The sequence below is a fragment of the Rossellomorea sp. NRS-1567 genome, assembly GCF_050467885.1.
GTDB classification, from domain to species: domain Bacteria; phylum Bacillota; class Bacilli; order Bacillales; family Bacillaceae_B; genus Rossellomorea; species Rossellomorea aquimaris_C.
In genome coordinates this window covers 309,683-324,849 of the sequence record NZ_JBITPL010000001.1, presented here as the reverse complement: position 1 = coordinate 324,849, position 15,167 = coordinate 309,683, and the positions used below count along the sequence as shown (strand labels likewise).

Below are 15,167 nucleotides of genomic sequence, written 5' to 3'. Positions count from 1 at the left end.
CACAATTATATGGACTTAATCATCAAAATCCCCGCACTACCCACAACTTTTCGTTTTCCTATCATAATCCTCCTTTTCGGTTCATAAAGTGATAATGGCATTGTTTACTATTTCTTTGTTTGGAACCTGAAAGGAGGAATTTCTTTTGTCACAAGAACAACAATCGTGTTTGCGATTTTCTTTGGAAGAATCAATTTGGTTTAAAAAAGGACAGGAAGTTGAAGAATTGCTATCTATCTCCTTAGATCCTCATATAACGATACAAGAGCAAGAGCAGTACGTACTTATCAGGGGGAGCCTTGATCTTTCCGGTGAATATTTACCTACCTCACCGAGAGACGAAGAAGAGGATCAGTTTGAAGCTGGTGGTAAATTTGTTCAAATAGTTGAAAAAAGGGAAAAAGGTGAGTATGAATTTGTCCACCGTTTCCCGGTCGATGTGACGATTCCGAAAAACAGAATTGCCAATCTGGGCGATATCGACGTGTTCGTTGAGTCATTCGACTACATGGTTCCCGAGAATGCTTGTCTAAAATTGAATGCCGATTTAACGATTACAGGGATTTATGGAGAACAGCAGACGCATACTCCCCTTGAAGCTGAATTTAGCAGAGAGGAAGATTACGAGCCGCTGTACCGTTCGAGTGCAGTTGCCGAAGTAGAAGAGGATACAGCGGAGGAGGAAGTAGAGACAGAAGAAGAGCAAGAAGAAAGAGAAGAAGTATACGAATATGAGAACTACGATGTCGAAGAATTAACGGCGAACGTTGAAGAGGAGGATGAAGAAGAGGACTCTGAAGACGATGAGTACCAGCCCTTTAATCTGGAAGGACGGACACCGCCAGCTGAAGAGGACGATGAGATCCCCGTACAGATTCAATACGATGCTCATCCTGCTCATACCTATGAGGAAAATTATTTCCGAAAAGAAAACGTGTTTGAATTGCCCCAGCATGACCTGAGCGAGTCATCAGAAGAACAGCCGGCACAACCAAAGGCGGCCTACACGCCGCCTCCTAAATACAAACAGCAGGAGGAGGAAGAAGAGTCCTCTTCATCTTCCGCAGTAGAAGCAGAAATGGAAGAAAGCGGAGAAGAGCAGGATGATAAGAAAAAGACTAAAGGTAAAAAGAAATATGAGACCATTTCCCTTACCGATTTCTTTGCGAGAAAAGAAGAGGAAAAGGGTGCAACATTGAGGGTATGCATTGTTCAAGAAGGAGAAACCCTGGATTATATCGCAGAAAAGTATGATCTAACCATTCCTCAGCTATTGAGGGTCAATCAACTTGAAGCCAATCAAGACGTCTATGTAGGGCAGGTTCTATATATCCCGAAAAGCGAGTATGTCTTCAAGGGTTAAAGGAATAGAGCAAAGTCGCTCCCATCTGAGAAGAGCGCAATTGCAATATAGAAGGAACTACGGGGCTGACACCAAATTCATTGGAGTTAGTCCGTTTTTTTTAGAAAAGTAATCTTAGAAGGTGAGAGGTATGGTACAAACGCTGGAGGGATTAAAGCCTGTCTTACAACCTTATGGTGTCGAACCCCATTTTGTTGAGAATTACGGGAAGATTTCCAAAGTATTCTCCAATAAAGGGACGCTTGCCGTGAAGCAGCTCCCCGCCCAAACTGGAGTGGATTTTGTCAGGAATGTACAAATGTTGTTTCAAAGGGGCTATAACCGGATTGTTCCGATCTATCCGACATTGGATGGGCGCTATGCGGTGTGGAATGATGGGCAATTATACTATGTCATGCCCTGGCTATTGAACCTGGAAAGGGAAGATCAATTTGAAAAGCATCAGAAAATGTTCCGGGAATTGGCAAGACTTCATACTCTCTCCTCTCAGGAAGTAAAGATTGATAAAGAAGAGAGAGAATCTCATTACGAGCAGCTGACTTCCAGGTGGGATAAAGAACAGCAGTTTCTCGATGAGTATGTGGAAGCATGTGAAAGGACAACGTATATGTCTCCTTTTCAATTCCATTATTGCATGTACTATAAGGACGCTTCCCAAGCACTGAAATTTTCACGGAAAATGCTGGATGAATGGTATGAGGAAACGAAGGAGCTTGAGAAGGTCAGAACCGTCATTACACATGGTAAGGTATCGACGGAGCATTTTTTATTCGACGAAAGAGGCTTGGGGTATTTTCATAACTTTGAGAACTCAAAGATGGCCTCACCCTTCCATGACCTGCTGCCGTTTTTGTCCAGAACTTTGAAAACCTATCCTAAGTATTATGAGGAATGCATCGAGTGGCTCACCACGTATTTTCAGCATTTTACCGTGCGTAATGAAGAGCGGCTCCTGTTCATGAGTTATTTAGCTTACCCAAGCTCAGTCATCGCCGTGGTGGAAAAATATTTTCATACACCGAAGGATAAGCGGAATGAACGGAAATCTCTTAAGAAGCTGCAACGTCATTACTGGCTTCTGAAAAACACGGAATACGTGGTCATGCGTTTAGATGAAATGGAAAAAAAGAAGCAGGAGCAGGCGGCCGAGGCAGAATAAAAAAAGGACTGGCGAAGTCCACCTTTCGTCAGTCCATTAAATCCAATCGAAATAAATGGCAAGGCCTATACCGATAAAAAGAGTTAAAAGAAGGACATCAAAAGTGGTTGGAAGCAAAATGGTCCGGACCCCTTGAAAGATTGTAAAAGGTATGATGAATTGTTTACATATTAACCGGGCGTTTCCCATCCATTTCTGCATGGTATATTGATTGATTTTTTTCATATTCGTCCACTCACTTTCCTGGGTGTATTCACTACTTTATCTTATGAATACAGAATTAAATGGTGCCTATGTATAGGCGAAATGAATATTTTTCGATGAAATTGCCGATAATGATTGACGAAAGTTTATCTTTTCCTATACTATAATGAGTAAATAAATAATAACTGAAAAGCAATGAACAGGAAGAGTACATTGATCCTTACTTTCAGAGAGGAAAATCGTTAGCTGAGAGATTTTCTACGTTAAGACAATGGAAGGTCGCCTGAAGAGCTGTTTCTATGAAATTCAGTAGTAGAAGCCGGTTAAAAGCCGTTATAATCGTCGAGAGTTCAGGAGGCTTATTTCTCCTGAGAAAAAAGGTGGTACCGCGAATGGAATCCTTCGTCCTTTTCATAGGACGGGGGATTTTTTTATTTTTTTTAGAAAAGTGTATGAATTCAGCACTAATATAGGAGGAAAACAAATGGAAACTCAAGATCAGCAATTATCCATGCCAACAAAATATGATCCAAATGCCATTGAGCAAGGCAGATACAAATGGTGGCTGGAAGGTAAATATTTCGAAGCCAAAAACGATAAGGAGAAGGAGCCGTACACAATCGTCATTCCTCCTCCGAACGTAACGGGGAAACTTCATCTTGGTCATGCTTGGGACACGACCCTGCAAGATATCCTGACAAGAATGAAGCGTATGCAGGGTTATGATGTATTATGGCTTCCGGGTATGGACCATGCAGGGATTGCGACACAGGCGAAAGTGGATGAAAAACTTCGCAATCAAGGGATTTCACGCTATGACTTAGGCCGTGAAAAGTTCGTAGAAGAAACGTGGAAGTGGAAAGAAGAATATGCCGAACATATCCGTCAGCAATGGTCTAAGGTTGGATTAGGCCTGGATTATAGCCGTGAGCGTTTCACGCTGGACGAGGGCTTATCGGAAGCGGTACAAAAGGTATTTATCGACCTTTATAACAAAGACTTAATCTACCGTGGTGAATACATCATCAACTGGGATCCGGCAACGAAAACGGCCCTTTCAGACATTGAGGTCATTCATCAGGATGTACAAGGTGCATTCTATCATATGAAATATCCGCTGGCAGATGGAAGTGGTCTCATTGAAATTGCCACAACCCGTCCGGAAACGATGCTTGGAGATACGGCCGTTGCGGTTCACCCGGAAGATGATCGCTACAAGCATTTAATCGGCAAAACCGTTACCCTTCCTATCGTTGGACGTGAAATTCCGATTGTAGGTGATGACTACGTTGATATGGAATTCGGTTCAGGTGCAGTGAAAATCACACCTGCCCATGACCCGAATGATTTCGAAATCGGAAACCGTCACAATTTAGAACGTGTTCTAGTCATGAACGAAGACGGGACGATGAATAACAAGGCGGATAAATACCAAGGCATGGATCGTTTCCAATGTCGTAAGGAAATCGTGAAGGACCTTCAAGAAGCAGGAGTTCTGTTCAAGATTGAAGAGCATATGCACTCAGTCGGTCACTCCGAAAGAAGTGGAGCGGTGGTTGAGCCTTATCTTTCGACTCAGTGGTTCGTTAAGATGGATCCTCTGGCAGAGGAAGCGGTTAAACTTCAGCAGGATGAGAACAAGGTCAACTTTGTACCTGATCGCTTTGAAACGTCTTACCTGCGCTGGATGGAAAACACGCGTGACTGGTGTATTTCCCGTCAGCTTTGGTGGGGACATCGCATCCCGGCCTGGTATCATAAAGAAACAGGCGAAATCTATGTAAACAACGAAGCACCGGAAGACATTGAGAACTGGACCCAGGAAGAGGATGTACTGGATACATGGTTCAGTTCAGCTCTATGGCCGTTTTCAACAATGGGCTGGCCTGATCTGGATGCAGAAGACTTTAAACGATATTATCCAACGAATACACTCGTGACCGGCTACGATATCATCGGTTTCTGGGTATCGCGCATGATCTTCCAAGGACTGGAGTTCACAGGAGAACGTCCATTTAAAGACGTACTGATTCATGGACTGGTTCGGGATGCAGATGGTCGCAAGATGAGTAAGTCATTAGGTAATGGTGTAGATCCGATGGATGTCATCGAAAAGTATGGTGCCGATTCACTTCGCTACTTCCTATCTACAGGCAGCTCACCGGGGCAGGATTTACGTTTCTCCTTTGAGAAAGTAGAATCTGTTTGGAACTTTGCGAATAAGATTTGGAATGCATCCCGTTTCGCCTTAATGAATATGGATGGTATGACATACGACGAGATCGATTTATCAGGTGAAAAATCCGTTGCGGATAAATGGATCCTTACCCGTTTAAATGAAACGATCGAAACCGTGACACGATTAGCCGATCGTTATGAATTTGGTGAAGTGGGACGCGTTCTTTACAACTTCATCTGGGATGACTTCTGTGATTGGTATATCGAGATGGCGAAATTGCCTCTATATGGCGAGGACGAAGCTGCTAAGAAAACGACCCGTTCGATTCTGGCCTATGTACTCGACAACACAATGAGACTACTACACCCATTCATGCCGTTTATTACCGAGGAAATATGGCAGAACTTGCCGCATCAAGGCGAATCCATTACGGTAGCTGCATGGCCGACGGTTCAAGATGAATTGACAGACCAAGGGGCAGCAGAAGAGATGAAGCTGCTCGTTGATATCATTCGTGCGGTACGTAATGTCCGTGCAGAGGTAAACACTCCGATGAGCAAGCAAATCAACTTGATGCTGAAGGCAAAAGATGCACATACCTTAACGATCATCGACAAGAACAAAGCATATATTGAAAAATTCTGTAATCCAGAGAAGCTGGAAATGGGTACAGATTTAGTTACACCGGATAAAGCGATGACAGCGGTTGTAACAGGTGTAGACTTATTCCTTCCATTAGAAGGATTAATCAACATCGAAGAAGAAATTGCCCGTCTTCAAAAAGAACTGGAGAAATGGACGAAAGAAGTTTCCCGGGTTCAAGGCAAATTAAACAACGAAAAATTTGTGAGCAAGGCGCCTCAAAATGTAGTAGATGAGGAAAAAGCAAAAGAAAAAGATTATTTAGAGAAACAAGCGACGGTGAAAGCAAGAATCGAAGAGCTTAAATCACTATAATCTTTTGAACAGAGGATAAGAAGAGGGCTTTAGAATCGGGTCTGATTGTTAAGGTTGAGGGGATGCAAGAAGGTTTTCTCTCCGGCAATCTGCCCCGACCTGAGCCCTCTTTCTAATGAAACCTTAAGGGGAGTGATTGAAATTGTTAACCTATGAAAAGGCCGTTGGATGGATACACTCAAGACTCAGACTTGGAATCAAGCCGGGTCTGGAGAGAATGCAGTACTTGTTAGAGAAGCTTGGGAATCCTCATGAAAAGCTCCAAACCGTTCATATCGGGGGAACAAACGGAAAGGGATCCACTGTAACGTATTTGAGAAATATATTACAGGAATCAGGGTATTCAGTAGGCACCTTTACTTCACCATATTTTGAACGGTTTAATGAGAGGATCAGCATCAATGGAGAACCTGTTTCTGATGAAGATTTAACTCTTCTCGTGGAAAAAATTAAGCCCATTGCCGAAAGCATGGAGCTTTCTGAATGGGGAACACCCTCTGAATTCGAAGTCATAACAGCCATGAGCTTTTATTACTTTGCCGAAATGCATCCTGTCGATCTCGTCCTTTATGAGGTAGGGCTTGGAGGAAGACTTGATTCGACGAATGTCATCACACCGATGGTTTCAGTCATAACGAGCATCGGTTTGGATCATATGCAATTTCTGGGAAGCAGATTAGAAGACATAGCCTTTGAAAAAGCCGGGATCATCAAACGTTCCGTTCCTGTCATATCAGGGGTTCACCAGAAAGAAGCAGCTGAAGTGATAAGAAAGAAAGCGCTAGAAATGGGTAGTGATGTGTTTGAACTTGGCGTGGATTTTTCGGTGGAACGTCAAGCCTTACTCGAAAAAGGGGAGAGATTCCAATACACGTCTCCTGTTCAAAATGAAACATATGAGCTTTCCATGATCGGTGCACACCAAATCAATAATGCAGCAATTGCCATTAAAGTGATAGAGCTCCTTAGTGAAAAGCATAAAATAGCAAGTCCCCATATTAAAGCGGGACTAAAGAAGGCATCATGGCCAGGAAGAATGGAAGCTTTATCATACAATCCCGGGATTTATATTGACGGGGCCCATAATCCTGAAGGGGTACAAGCCTTGGTGAAAACCATAAACGATCGCTTTATCAATAAAAGGGTAACGGTTCTTTTTTCGGCACTACACGACAAAGAATTAAAACCGATGATCACGACATTGGAAGAAGCGGTGGAGGCAATTGGATTCACGACCTTTGATTTTCCCCGAGTGGCGTCAGTTGAAGAGCTTTATAAACTATCTTCCCATCCCGATAAGATGAAAGTTCACCAATGGAGAGACTACCTTCCTGAAAAAGTACAAGGCATGAAAGAAGAAGATATCCTGTTAATAACAGGTTCACTTTACTTTTTATCCGAGGTTAAACCATATCTGCTGGACCACCTGGAAAATTACAGAAAAAAGTAAGTGACTTTATTGGAATGCTTTGATAAAATATTCTTAAACTTGTGACTATTTAACTAGTATAGTATGATCGAACTATATTAAATTAATTGTGGACCTATGGGGGATAGATATGACGTTATCAGTAAAAAAGAAGCTGTACATATTGCTGACCTGGCTGGCCGTTGTACCTGCTGGTTTGTATATGACCTATCAATACTATCCTCCTGAGAATATTGCAGGAAATGAGTTAGAGCTATTAACATTGGTGGCTTTCGCTACTTTTATCCCGCTTATGCCCATTGTGATAAATGGTGCGACCATCTTCTTCATCCAGTGGGTTACCCTAGTAGGGTTTATAAAGTATGGTTTATTTGTTGAGATCATCCTCATGCAGTTCTCTATTATTCCATTACTCATACGGCTTCAATTGACCAAAAATGATTGGCATAGAATCCCCTTGAATTCTGTCATGTTCTATATCGTTTCATTAGTCAGCGGTCTGGTCTATTTTTTATTCGGTGGAGAAGTCGGTTTAAGAGATATCAGTCAATTAATCCTTCCTATATTGAGTTATCAAATCGTATCGATCATGGTCAACCAGATACTGCTTCTGCTCTATCAACACTATCTGGTGAATAGTGATGTTCGCTTTTACAGCAAGGACTTTGTATGGGATTTTACGGCAAACATGATCATGTTCCCACTTTCTTTATCTCTCTATTATTTAACGTTTGAACTGGGAGCCTTCGCTTCTTTATTGATTGGTATCCCTTTTGTGAGCTTATCGATCATCTTGAAGATGTATAACTCTTCTGAAAAGATCAATGAATACCTTCAAAAAGCGGGTGAAATCGGTCACCAGTTAACGGAAAGCCTTAAAGTGAATGAAGTGCTTGATATATTCATCGAGAAGATCATTGAGACCTTGCCGGTTGAATATGCCTATATCCTTGATTGCAAGGAAGAAGAACTTGTCCTGTTAAGACGGGTTGAAAATGGAGAAATGAAGTCCAATAACCTGTGTCCATTAAAGAAAAGCCAGGGGATCAGCGGTGTAGTATGGGAAACAGGGAAGTCCGTCCTCTATACTTCACGATCAGAATGGACCGGGATCGCTGAAGGGTACATGCCTGATGGAGTGGAAAGCGTTCTGTGCGTACCCATTGTAAGAAGTCAAAAGGTACGGGGGATCCTTCTATTGGCTTCTTCCAAAAAGAAAGCCTATGAAAAATATCAATTGATGATCGTCGATATTTTATGCTCCTATTTCGGGGTGGCCATCGCCAATGCAAGACATCATGAACGAACGAAGAAAAACAGTGAGAGATGTGCCCTGACAGGACTTTACAATTACCGCTATTTTGAAGATCTCCTGTCCCTGGAATTCAGTCATCTCGATGTCGGGAAAAGGAAAAGTCTATCCCTCATCATGCTCGACCTTGATCATTTCAAGGTCATTAACGATAACTATGGTCACCAGAGCGGTAACGAAATCCTGATTGAACTAGCAGACCGCCTTCGTACCCTTATTGATACCAGGGGAACGGTTGCCAGGTATGGAGGGGAGGAGTTTGTCATCCTTCTTCCTGATACAAAACGGGATGAAGCTCTCATCCTGGCAGAGCATGTCAGGGGTGAGATAGCCAACAAACCCTTCACCATCCATGATAGCCTCGATGAATCCAACAAACAGATGATGGTCCGGATCACCGCAAGCATCGGAGTTTCAACCGCACCTGAAGATGCAGAAGATACCCTGGCACTCATCCGCCATGCGGACCGCGCGCTTTATACGGGTGCAAAGCAGGCAGGGCGGAATCGGGTGGCTCAGTATGTGAAATAGTTAAAAGGGTGTCTATTCGACAATAGACATCTTTTTTCTTTATTTTGAGTATTAAGTCCTATTATAATAGTTTGAAGATTGATATAATAAAAGCATTATAGGATAACCAAATGAGGGATATTATGAGAAATCAGGGAAAGATTCCACTGCTATTACTTTTCATCCTTTTTCTGGCATTTATTTTTAATTCGACATACACCTATGCCAAGGGAACTTCAGATTTAAGAGTAGACTTCAATGTTACCCCGTCCCAAGAAGTAATTGTTAAACCGGTGGATGGTAATGCCAAAGCATCATTAGACTTTCATATCAATCCAATAGGAGAGGTGAAAGAAACGAATCGACCTCCTATAGACGTCGTTTTTGTCTTTGATAAGTCAGGGTCGATGAATAGCACCAGGGATAAAATGCAAAATGCAAAGGATGGGCTGACCAATGCCGTACAATTCTTTGAGAAAAACAAACAAAGTAATGATCGATTCTCTCTTATTACGTTTTCTTCAGATATAGAAACGATACTTCCATTAAGTAATGACCTCGATGCCATTAAAACTTCCATGTTACATACCACCGCTTATGGAGGCACCAATTATACAGACCCCTTGCGTGCAGCGAAGAATATGCTGAAAGATTCCAAGAATGAAAAGTACATTGTCTTCTTAACCGATGGACAACCGATGATTGCGACGTCGATTGAAAAAGTAGGTTACAAAGACTGTAAAAATAAATCTTGTAATAAATACGAATTTATTGAAGAGGAACAGCTAGTGAAGTTCGATTATCAAGATAGATATAATTACTACTATGATAAATGGCTTCATAGAATAGCTTCTATCGAAAATCGCGATGTGAATTATTTATATGTTAATGATTTTTCTATCAACGGGAAGTCCATGAATTCAGGTTGGTATATAATGGATGAATTAGAGAAGTACAGCCAGTACGTTCAAGCTCTTATCAAACAAAAAGGCCTTGAAGTATCCAAGGAAATCTACAACGATAAAATCACCATGCATACCCTTGGTTATGGAGAAGGAGATCTGGACGATCGTTATCTCGAAATGCTGGCACAGCAAACGTCGGGTAGCTTCATCAAAGCCAGTGAAGGGAGCGTTTCCGATGCATTCGAAAAATTAGCCAACAAATTGAATTCAGTCAAATTGGATGGCGAAATTGTCGTACAGTTGCCGGAAAATGTGACAGTAGACCAAAATCAATACAAAGTGATGAATAATAAAGTTTATTTGCCATTTTCCACAGTATACGAAGTAGGGCAGGGGGTACCAACTCCTATTACAGTATCGCTTCCGGTGGAATTCTCCAATAAGGGATCCTATACGTTTAAGGATTTGAAAGTACAGTATAAAACGGCAGAAGAAACAGAATGGAGATCAAGTGATAAAAAGTCTGTGACGATTGAAGTGAAAGATGATGCACCTGCATCGGTCACAGGAAGGGTAGACTTAAATAAAATCAATCAAGACCTGTTCAATTTAATTGTTGAGGATGGAAAAGAAACAAATACTTTCACAGGACAGTTCAAACTGGAGTTTGGCGGGTTGGTAAATCCGAAAGCAAAAGGTGATTTAAGTGAGATTACTATATACCAGCCCTTACCAGAGGGTATCAGCGTTAAAGAAAGCCCTGATGTAACAATCCAGAATATCAATGGACAACAAGTTGCCATAATCAAGGTTAAACAAAAGATGAGCTTTGAAAACGGTGCGTTTACTAAACCTGCACTTGAGATACCTGTAACGATGAACGCCGTCTGGGCCATTAATAATGTGAAAATGCCACAAGCGAAAGTCTATTATATCGATTCACGATATGGGAACAAAGTGAGCAGTAATCTGAGCCCGAATAATAACGAAATCAGCGCGAAAGTAAGAACACGTCAATTGCAAAATGGAAGAGAATTTGCATTTGATGGTTATTCAAACGGTACGATCAAGAAGGTTAAAATACAGGGGCAAACGGAAAGTGTTGTAGCAACACTGGAAGCTGGAGTGGATAGTCGATACCCGATTATGCCTGTAAAATCATTGGAGAGTGAACCCACACAGCTTACTGTTACCTACAAAAATGGAGCAACCGCTGTTTTACCATTCGTTCCTGAATTAATAGTAAAAGACCCACTCACAGAAAATATTTTAGATGATGGTTCTTCTGTCTCGAATGAAGTGGAATTCTATCTCTCTAACGGTATTCCTGGAGGAAATGTTTCTTACCACTATCAACTTCTTAATGAAGAAGAAACAAACGGTGAATGGACAGAAATTGAATTGGAAGATACGAAAATCATTGATCGTTTCGGGAAGAATGAAATCCGGGTAAAAGCCGTTGGCGGTTTTGCAATAGAGGATTACATTATTGAAAGTACCATTTGGATCGAGAGTGACGAATTAATACGTGTACCTTCATTAATTGAATTATATGTTGGAGAAACCCAGTCATTCAATATCGATATCTTCCCGTTTGGAAAACCGAACAATAATTATAATGTGAGGGTTCTACAAGGTGATGATGGAATGATTAACTCCTCATACAGTCAAGTCAATTCCACCAAAGAGAACCGAATGACAGGATTATCTCCCGGCGAGGATCTAGTGGAAGTTGAAACCAAGAATGGGAAATACAAAAAAATGATCCGGGTCATTGTTAAGTCAAGGATTGTAAATCTGGAAAGCATGGACTTTACAAAATCGAAGTACACTTTATTGCTGGAAGGTAACGCATTAGATATACACTCTCATTTAGTATTCAATCCTGAAAATGCAACCAATAAAAACATAGAGAACGTTGTCGACACAGGTAACGATGTTGTGGACATCGTTCAAGAAAATGGAGTTTGGAAGGTTATACCTAAAAATACAGGGGTAACGACGATAACGGTTACTTCTGAAGAAGATCCTGATATAAAGGCGATTGCGATTTTCGAAGTCGTTGCAGGAGAAGATGAAACTGAAAACCCGGAGACCGGAGATGGGGATATCGATGGAAGATGGTGATATAAAGGGAGGTCCTTGATAATGGACCTCCCTTTTTTCATTCAACTATTATCTCATCACTGATTAATGAGAGGGCTTCAACCTTTGGTAAAGTATCCAGCTTTGAAAGAAGGACATCTTTGTTATAGTTTACGATGAATCTTGACAGTTTCTCTTGCTGATTTGAGGGGGAGATCTGATTTGCGTCATCGATATTGTCTACGTCCCCACGAACAGCATTCACTGTAAGGTTTCCTTTTGAAAAGACACCTCCGTTAACATAAAATAATGAACCAACTCCATAAAGGGTAGCGTCACTATCCGTGTAGAAAAAAGCTTGTAACGGCTTTATGCCCTCAGCTGGATCGGGCAACAAACGTAATTCATTTTTTTCCTTCTCCTGAGCATAATACTGAAATTCATTCATTCTTGTTAATAGTAACTCTCCTTTAGAGAGTAAAATTAATTCTCCAGTATTATTTGTGCCGTCTTCACTCTCTTTGCCGGTTATATTCAAGTTAGAAATACTTGTTTTTCCCCTTGCGTAAATGACGGAATCAAACTTGATTTCATCATTCTCACCGGATGGATCATTGGCATCACCCAGTATGGTTAAATTCCTCCCTGAAAATACATTTCCCGATATGACGGAAGTGGAATTTTGTGATTGAAAAGAGATATGATCAAAACTAACTATATTCTCCAGGAGCATTACGGGTGAATTTGCCTCTATGGATACTCTTCCTGCTGCCACGATATTATCAATGGTCATTTCTCTATCTAAATTAGAAATCGTCACATTCCCAGTCGAAATGATATTCCCGATATTCATTGGAGAACTTGAGATAATATTCACATCACCATCTACAAGCAGGTCCACCCCTGAATACTGTAGCCCTCTAATAGTAATGTTTCCACTCACTTTAACCTTCCCTTGGGAGTTTTCATCCAAAATCCCATCTTCAACAAGGGCAGGAGAGAAGGAATTTGAAGGAAAAGCAGTTCTGATTGAACTCATTAAATTTGTTTGGGAAATGTTATTTCTCATTGGTAGATCAAGAGATTCTAATACCTTGCTAACCTCTTCTTCGTACGTTTGATTAAATGAAATATCAGTAAATTGACTATCCTGTTTTACTTTGGGAGGTTCTATTAGCGGATAAAACTGATTTGAAGTTATCAGACTTTTCATATGTTCATAATTCGCTTTGTTGTAGCTTGTATACAAGTCCCCGATAACGGACGGGAATGGTGCTGGGTATGTTTTATCCTGTTTATTAGAAAGTTGGTAGTTGGCCTCTTCGCTTATGCCTAAAGAGTTAGCATAAATGTTACCGACCAGATGTGGAGATCCATTCAATTGAAGTTGTTCCCTTGAGCCTAGAGTATACTTAAGGAAACTTGGGACGGGCGATAAAATGACCCTTTTTCGAACGGTCTTTTCCACTTTCCCTTGTTCAGAAGAAGGGTTTTTTGTTTGAATCAGGATTTCATACACTCTCGTAAGATTGGTGCCAAGATAGTCCAGCTCAAAGGTTTTGAAATCAGGAGTGTTGGATTTCGTACAGTGGTCACCCAGTAGGTTCATTGCACTGGTCCCACTCACATCAATGATGGTGACACACTTTATTCTATCGATAGACTGATAGGATGGAAGAATGGAAGATTGAAAAAAGGCTGCTACTTTCGAATTTATATTCGCTGGTGTCAATGTACTGATTTCTAACTCCCTTGTGGGCTGCAATTGATAGACAAGCTTGGATGAAATTTCTTCTGCTGCCTTTAGCCCTTCATATGTAATGTCAATGTCGGTCTCTCTGACTTCAGTTCGTTTAGCTCCACCTATCGTCGAACTTATGATAGCCATACCGATTGTCACCATAACAAGAGATGTAATTAAAACGGTAAGTAAGGCATTTCCTCTTTGATTGGTTAACAAGCTGTTTTCTCCCTTCTAAAATCCGATGCTGCTCTCTAAATTAAGGGTTTTATCGAAATTAGGATGTGAAACTTTGTACGATAGCTGTATGATCGCTTCATTGCAAGGTTTAGAAGTGCAGGTGGAAGTGATGATGGATCCCGAAAAGTCAGAAGGTGTAGTTAATATTGCCCCGTCAAAGCTCCATTGTTTTTTCTCCCCAACTTGAACTAGTTGCAAGATTTGTTCATCATTCACAATCTCTTCTTCCTCTACCTGATAGAAGGATTTTCCTGAATAGGGCGCTACAGATAGTTCACTGCTGTTTATAAACTTTACACAAGTAGAAGAGGATGGCACGCATTCTTCAATTGTATCGAAAGGGTATGAATAAAGATTCTTCATTACCATTGCAGAAACATAATCTGCGTCTTCCCTCAATTGTGCATCGATCGAAACTTTCTCATAAACCTTATAGCCGGTAATCATTGCCCCGTATGTAACGGGTAACAGGATAGCCGATATGGATAGGGTAAGTAGTAACTCAACCAGGGTAATGCCTCTATTATCGGATATCTTCGCTTTTAACTTTTCCATCCACAGTCGTACTGTATTCTCTATCATTGATATTCCACCTAACTTCGATTGTAATGGGAATATAGTAATCTAATTCATCAGGGTTCGTGACTTCTCCGGAATAAATCTCAGTCTCATATTCTAACCCGTTTATATTTATATTTTTCTTGTCCGGACAGGAATCAATCATTTCTGATTCAGTAGAGAAGTTAGAGAAGGTATGATATTCATCCCCGCAAATGAATAATTTATAAAATTCATCTGTCGGATCTTTACTTCCTATATTCACTTCATAGAAGTAGTCCCTGATCTCAAGGAAGTTTTGTTTTTCCATAAACATTAAGACATTTCTGGCTACATTTACTCCCACTGTCTTCTTTTGATTGCCATTCGTATATGTACTGGATTGAAGGAAGAAATTCATGAAACTTAAAAGGACGATTCCCAGGATTGTAATTGAAACCAAAAGTTCAATTAAAGTGAAGCCTCTATTATTTTTAAATATTTTTATAAGTTTCAACCCAACACCCGCTTTCAAAATACCTAACT

Annotated in this window: 10 protein-coding genes and 1 other annotated feature; of the genes, 6 read left to right on the top strand and 4 right to left on the bottom strand. The window is 40.9% G+C overall.

From position 1 onward, the window contains the following. The first annotated feature begins 145 nt into the window (after positions 1-145). Both spoVID and ysxE read left to right on the top strand, forming a co-directional pair. A complete protein-coding gene (gene spoVID / locus ACIFOD_RS01655; RefSeq protein ID WP_430313248.1) occupies positions 146-1,363 on the top strand; it encodes a stage VI sporulation protein D in 1,218 nt (405 codons plus the stop codon). A 130-nt stretch (positions 1,364-1,493) separates the two neighbouring features. Then, positions 1,494-2,522: a spore coat protein YsxE gene (gene ysxE, locus ACIFOD_RS01650; RefSeq protein WP_397552050.1), complete on the top strand. Its 1,029-nt coding sequence runs from the start codon at positions 1,494-1,496 to the stop codon at positions 2,520-2,522. Between the two features lie 36 nt (positions 2,523-2,558). On the opposite strand, the gene ACIFOD_RS01645 is transcribed toward ysxE, so the two are convergent. Next, entirely contained in the window at positions 2,559-2,723 is a 165-nt protein-coding gene (locus ACIFOD_RS01645) for a hypothetical protein (RefSeq protein WP_430313247.1), read from the bottom strand. 189 nt (positions 2,724-2,912) lie between these two features. Continuing rightward, positions 2,913-3,139: a binding site (T-box leader), on the top strand. Between the two features lie 71 nt (positions 3,140-3,210). Here ACIFOD_RS01645 and ACIFOD_RS01640 point away from each other — a divergent pair. The 4 genes from ACIFOD_RS01640 to ACIFOD_RS01625 all read left to right on the top strand — a co-directional run bounded on the left by ACIFOD_RS01640 (position 3,211) and on the right by ACIFOD_RS01625 (position 12,145). Continuing rightward, positions 3,211-5,862, top strand: a complete 2,652-nt coding sequence (locus ACIFOD_RS01640; RefSeq protein WP_430313246.1) for a valine--tRNA ligase — start codon at positions 3,211-3,213, stop codon at positions 5,860-5,862. Between the two features lie 142 nt (positions 5,863-6,004). Then, positions 6,005-7,312, top strand: a complete 1,308-nt coding sequence (locus ACIFOD_RS01635) for a bifunctional folylpolyglutamate synthase/dihydrofolate synthase (protein ID WP_430313245.1) — start codon at positions 6,005-6,007, stop codon at positions 7,310-7,312. A gap of 109 nt (positions 7,313-7,421) precedes the next feature. Next, positions 7,422-9,134 carry a sensor domain-containing diguanylate cyclase gene (locus ACIFOD_RS01630; RefSeq protein ID WP_397552053.1) on the top strand — a complete coding sequence of 571 codons (1,713 nt, stop codon included), beginning with the start codon at positions 7,422-7,424 and terminating at the stop codon, positions 9,132-9,134. Between the two features lie 122 nt (positions 9,135-9,256). Then, complete coding sequence (locus ACIFOD_RS01625; RefSeq protein ID WP_430313244.1) at positions 9,257-12,145, top strand: vWA domain-containing protein; 2,889 nt, start codon at positions 9,257-9,259, stop codon at positions 12,143-12,145. 37 nt (positions 12,146-12,182) lie between these two features. On the opposite strand, the gene ACIFOD_RS01620 is transcribed toward ACIFOD_RS01625, so the two are convergent. Genes ACIFOD_RS01620 through ACIFOD_RS01610 form a run of 3 tightly spaced genes read right to left on the bottom strand, consistent with a single transcriptional unit; the run spans position 12,183 to position 15,138 of the window. Further along, positions 12,183-14,063 carry a polymer-forming cytoskeletal protein gene (locus ACIFOD_RS01620; RefSeq protein WP_430313243.1) on the bottom strand — a complete coding sequence of 627 codons (1,881 nt, stop codon included), beginning with the start codon at positions 14,061-14,063 and terminating at the stop codon, positions 12,183-12,185. A 15-nt stretch (positions 14,064-14,078) separates the two neighbouring features. Next, entirely contained in the window at positions 14,079-14,666 is a 588-nt protein-coding gene (locus ACIFOD_RS01615; protein WP_430313242.1) for a PilW family protein, read from the bottom strand. Then, positions 14,608-15,138, bottom strand: a complete 531-nt coding sequence (locus tag ACIFOD_RS01610) for a type IV pilus modification PilV family protein (protein ID WP_430313241.1) — start codon at positions 15,136-15,138, stop codon at positions 14,608-14,610. The genes ACIFOD_RS01615 and ACIFOD_RS01610 overlap by 59 nt, the downstream gene beginning before the upstream one ends. Positions 15,139-15,167: the final 29 nt, after the last annotated feature.

What these genes read in the sequence shown, in the direction of transcription:
- ysxE (WP_397552050.1), top strand. Translation starts at nt 1,494, where the DNA reads ATGGTACAAACGCTGGAGGGATTAAAGCCTGTCTTACAACCTTATGGT.
- ACIFOD_RS01645 (WP_430313247.1), bottom strand. Translation starts at nt 2,723, where the DNA reads ATGCAGAAATGGATGGGAAACGCCCGGTTAATATGTAAACAATTCATC.
- ACIFOD_RS01640 (WP_430313246.1), top strand. Translation starts at nt 3,211, where the DNA reads ATGGAAACTCAAGATCAGCAATTATCCATGCCAACAAAATATGATCCA.
- ACIFOD_RS01630 (WP_397552053.1), top strand. Translation starts at nt 7,422, where the DNA reads ATGACGTTATCAGTAAAAAAGAAGCTGTACATATTGCTGACCTGGCTG.
- ACIFOD_RS01625 (WP_430313244.1), top strand. Translation starts at nt 9,257, where the DNA reads ATGAGAAATCAGGGAAAGATTCCACTGCTATTACTTTTCATCCTTTTT.
- ACIFOD_RS01615 (WP_430313242.1), bottom strand. Translation starts at nt 14,666, where the DNA reads ATGATAGAGAATACAGTACGACTGTGGATGGAAAAGTTAAAAGCGAAG.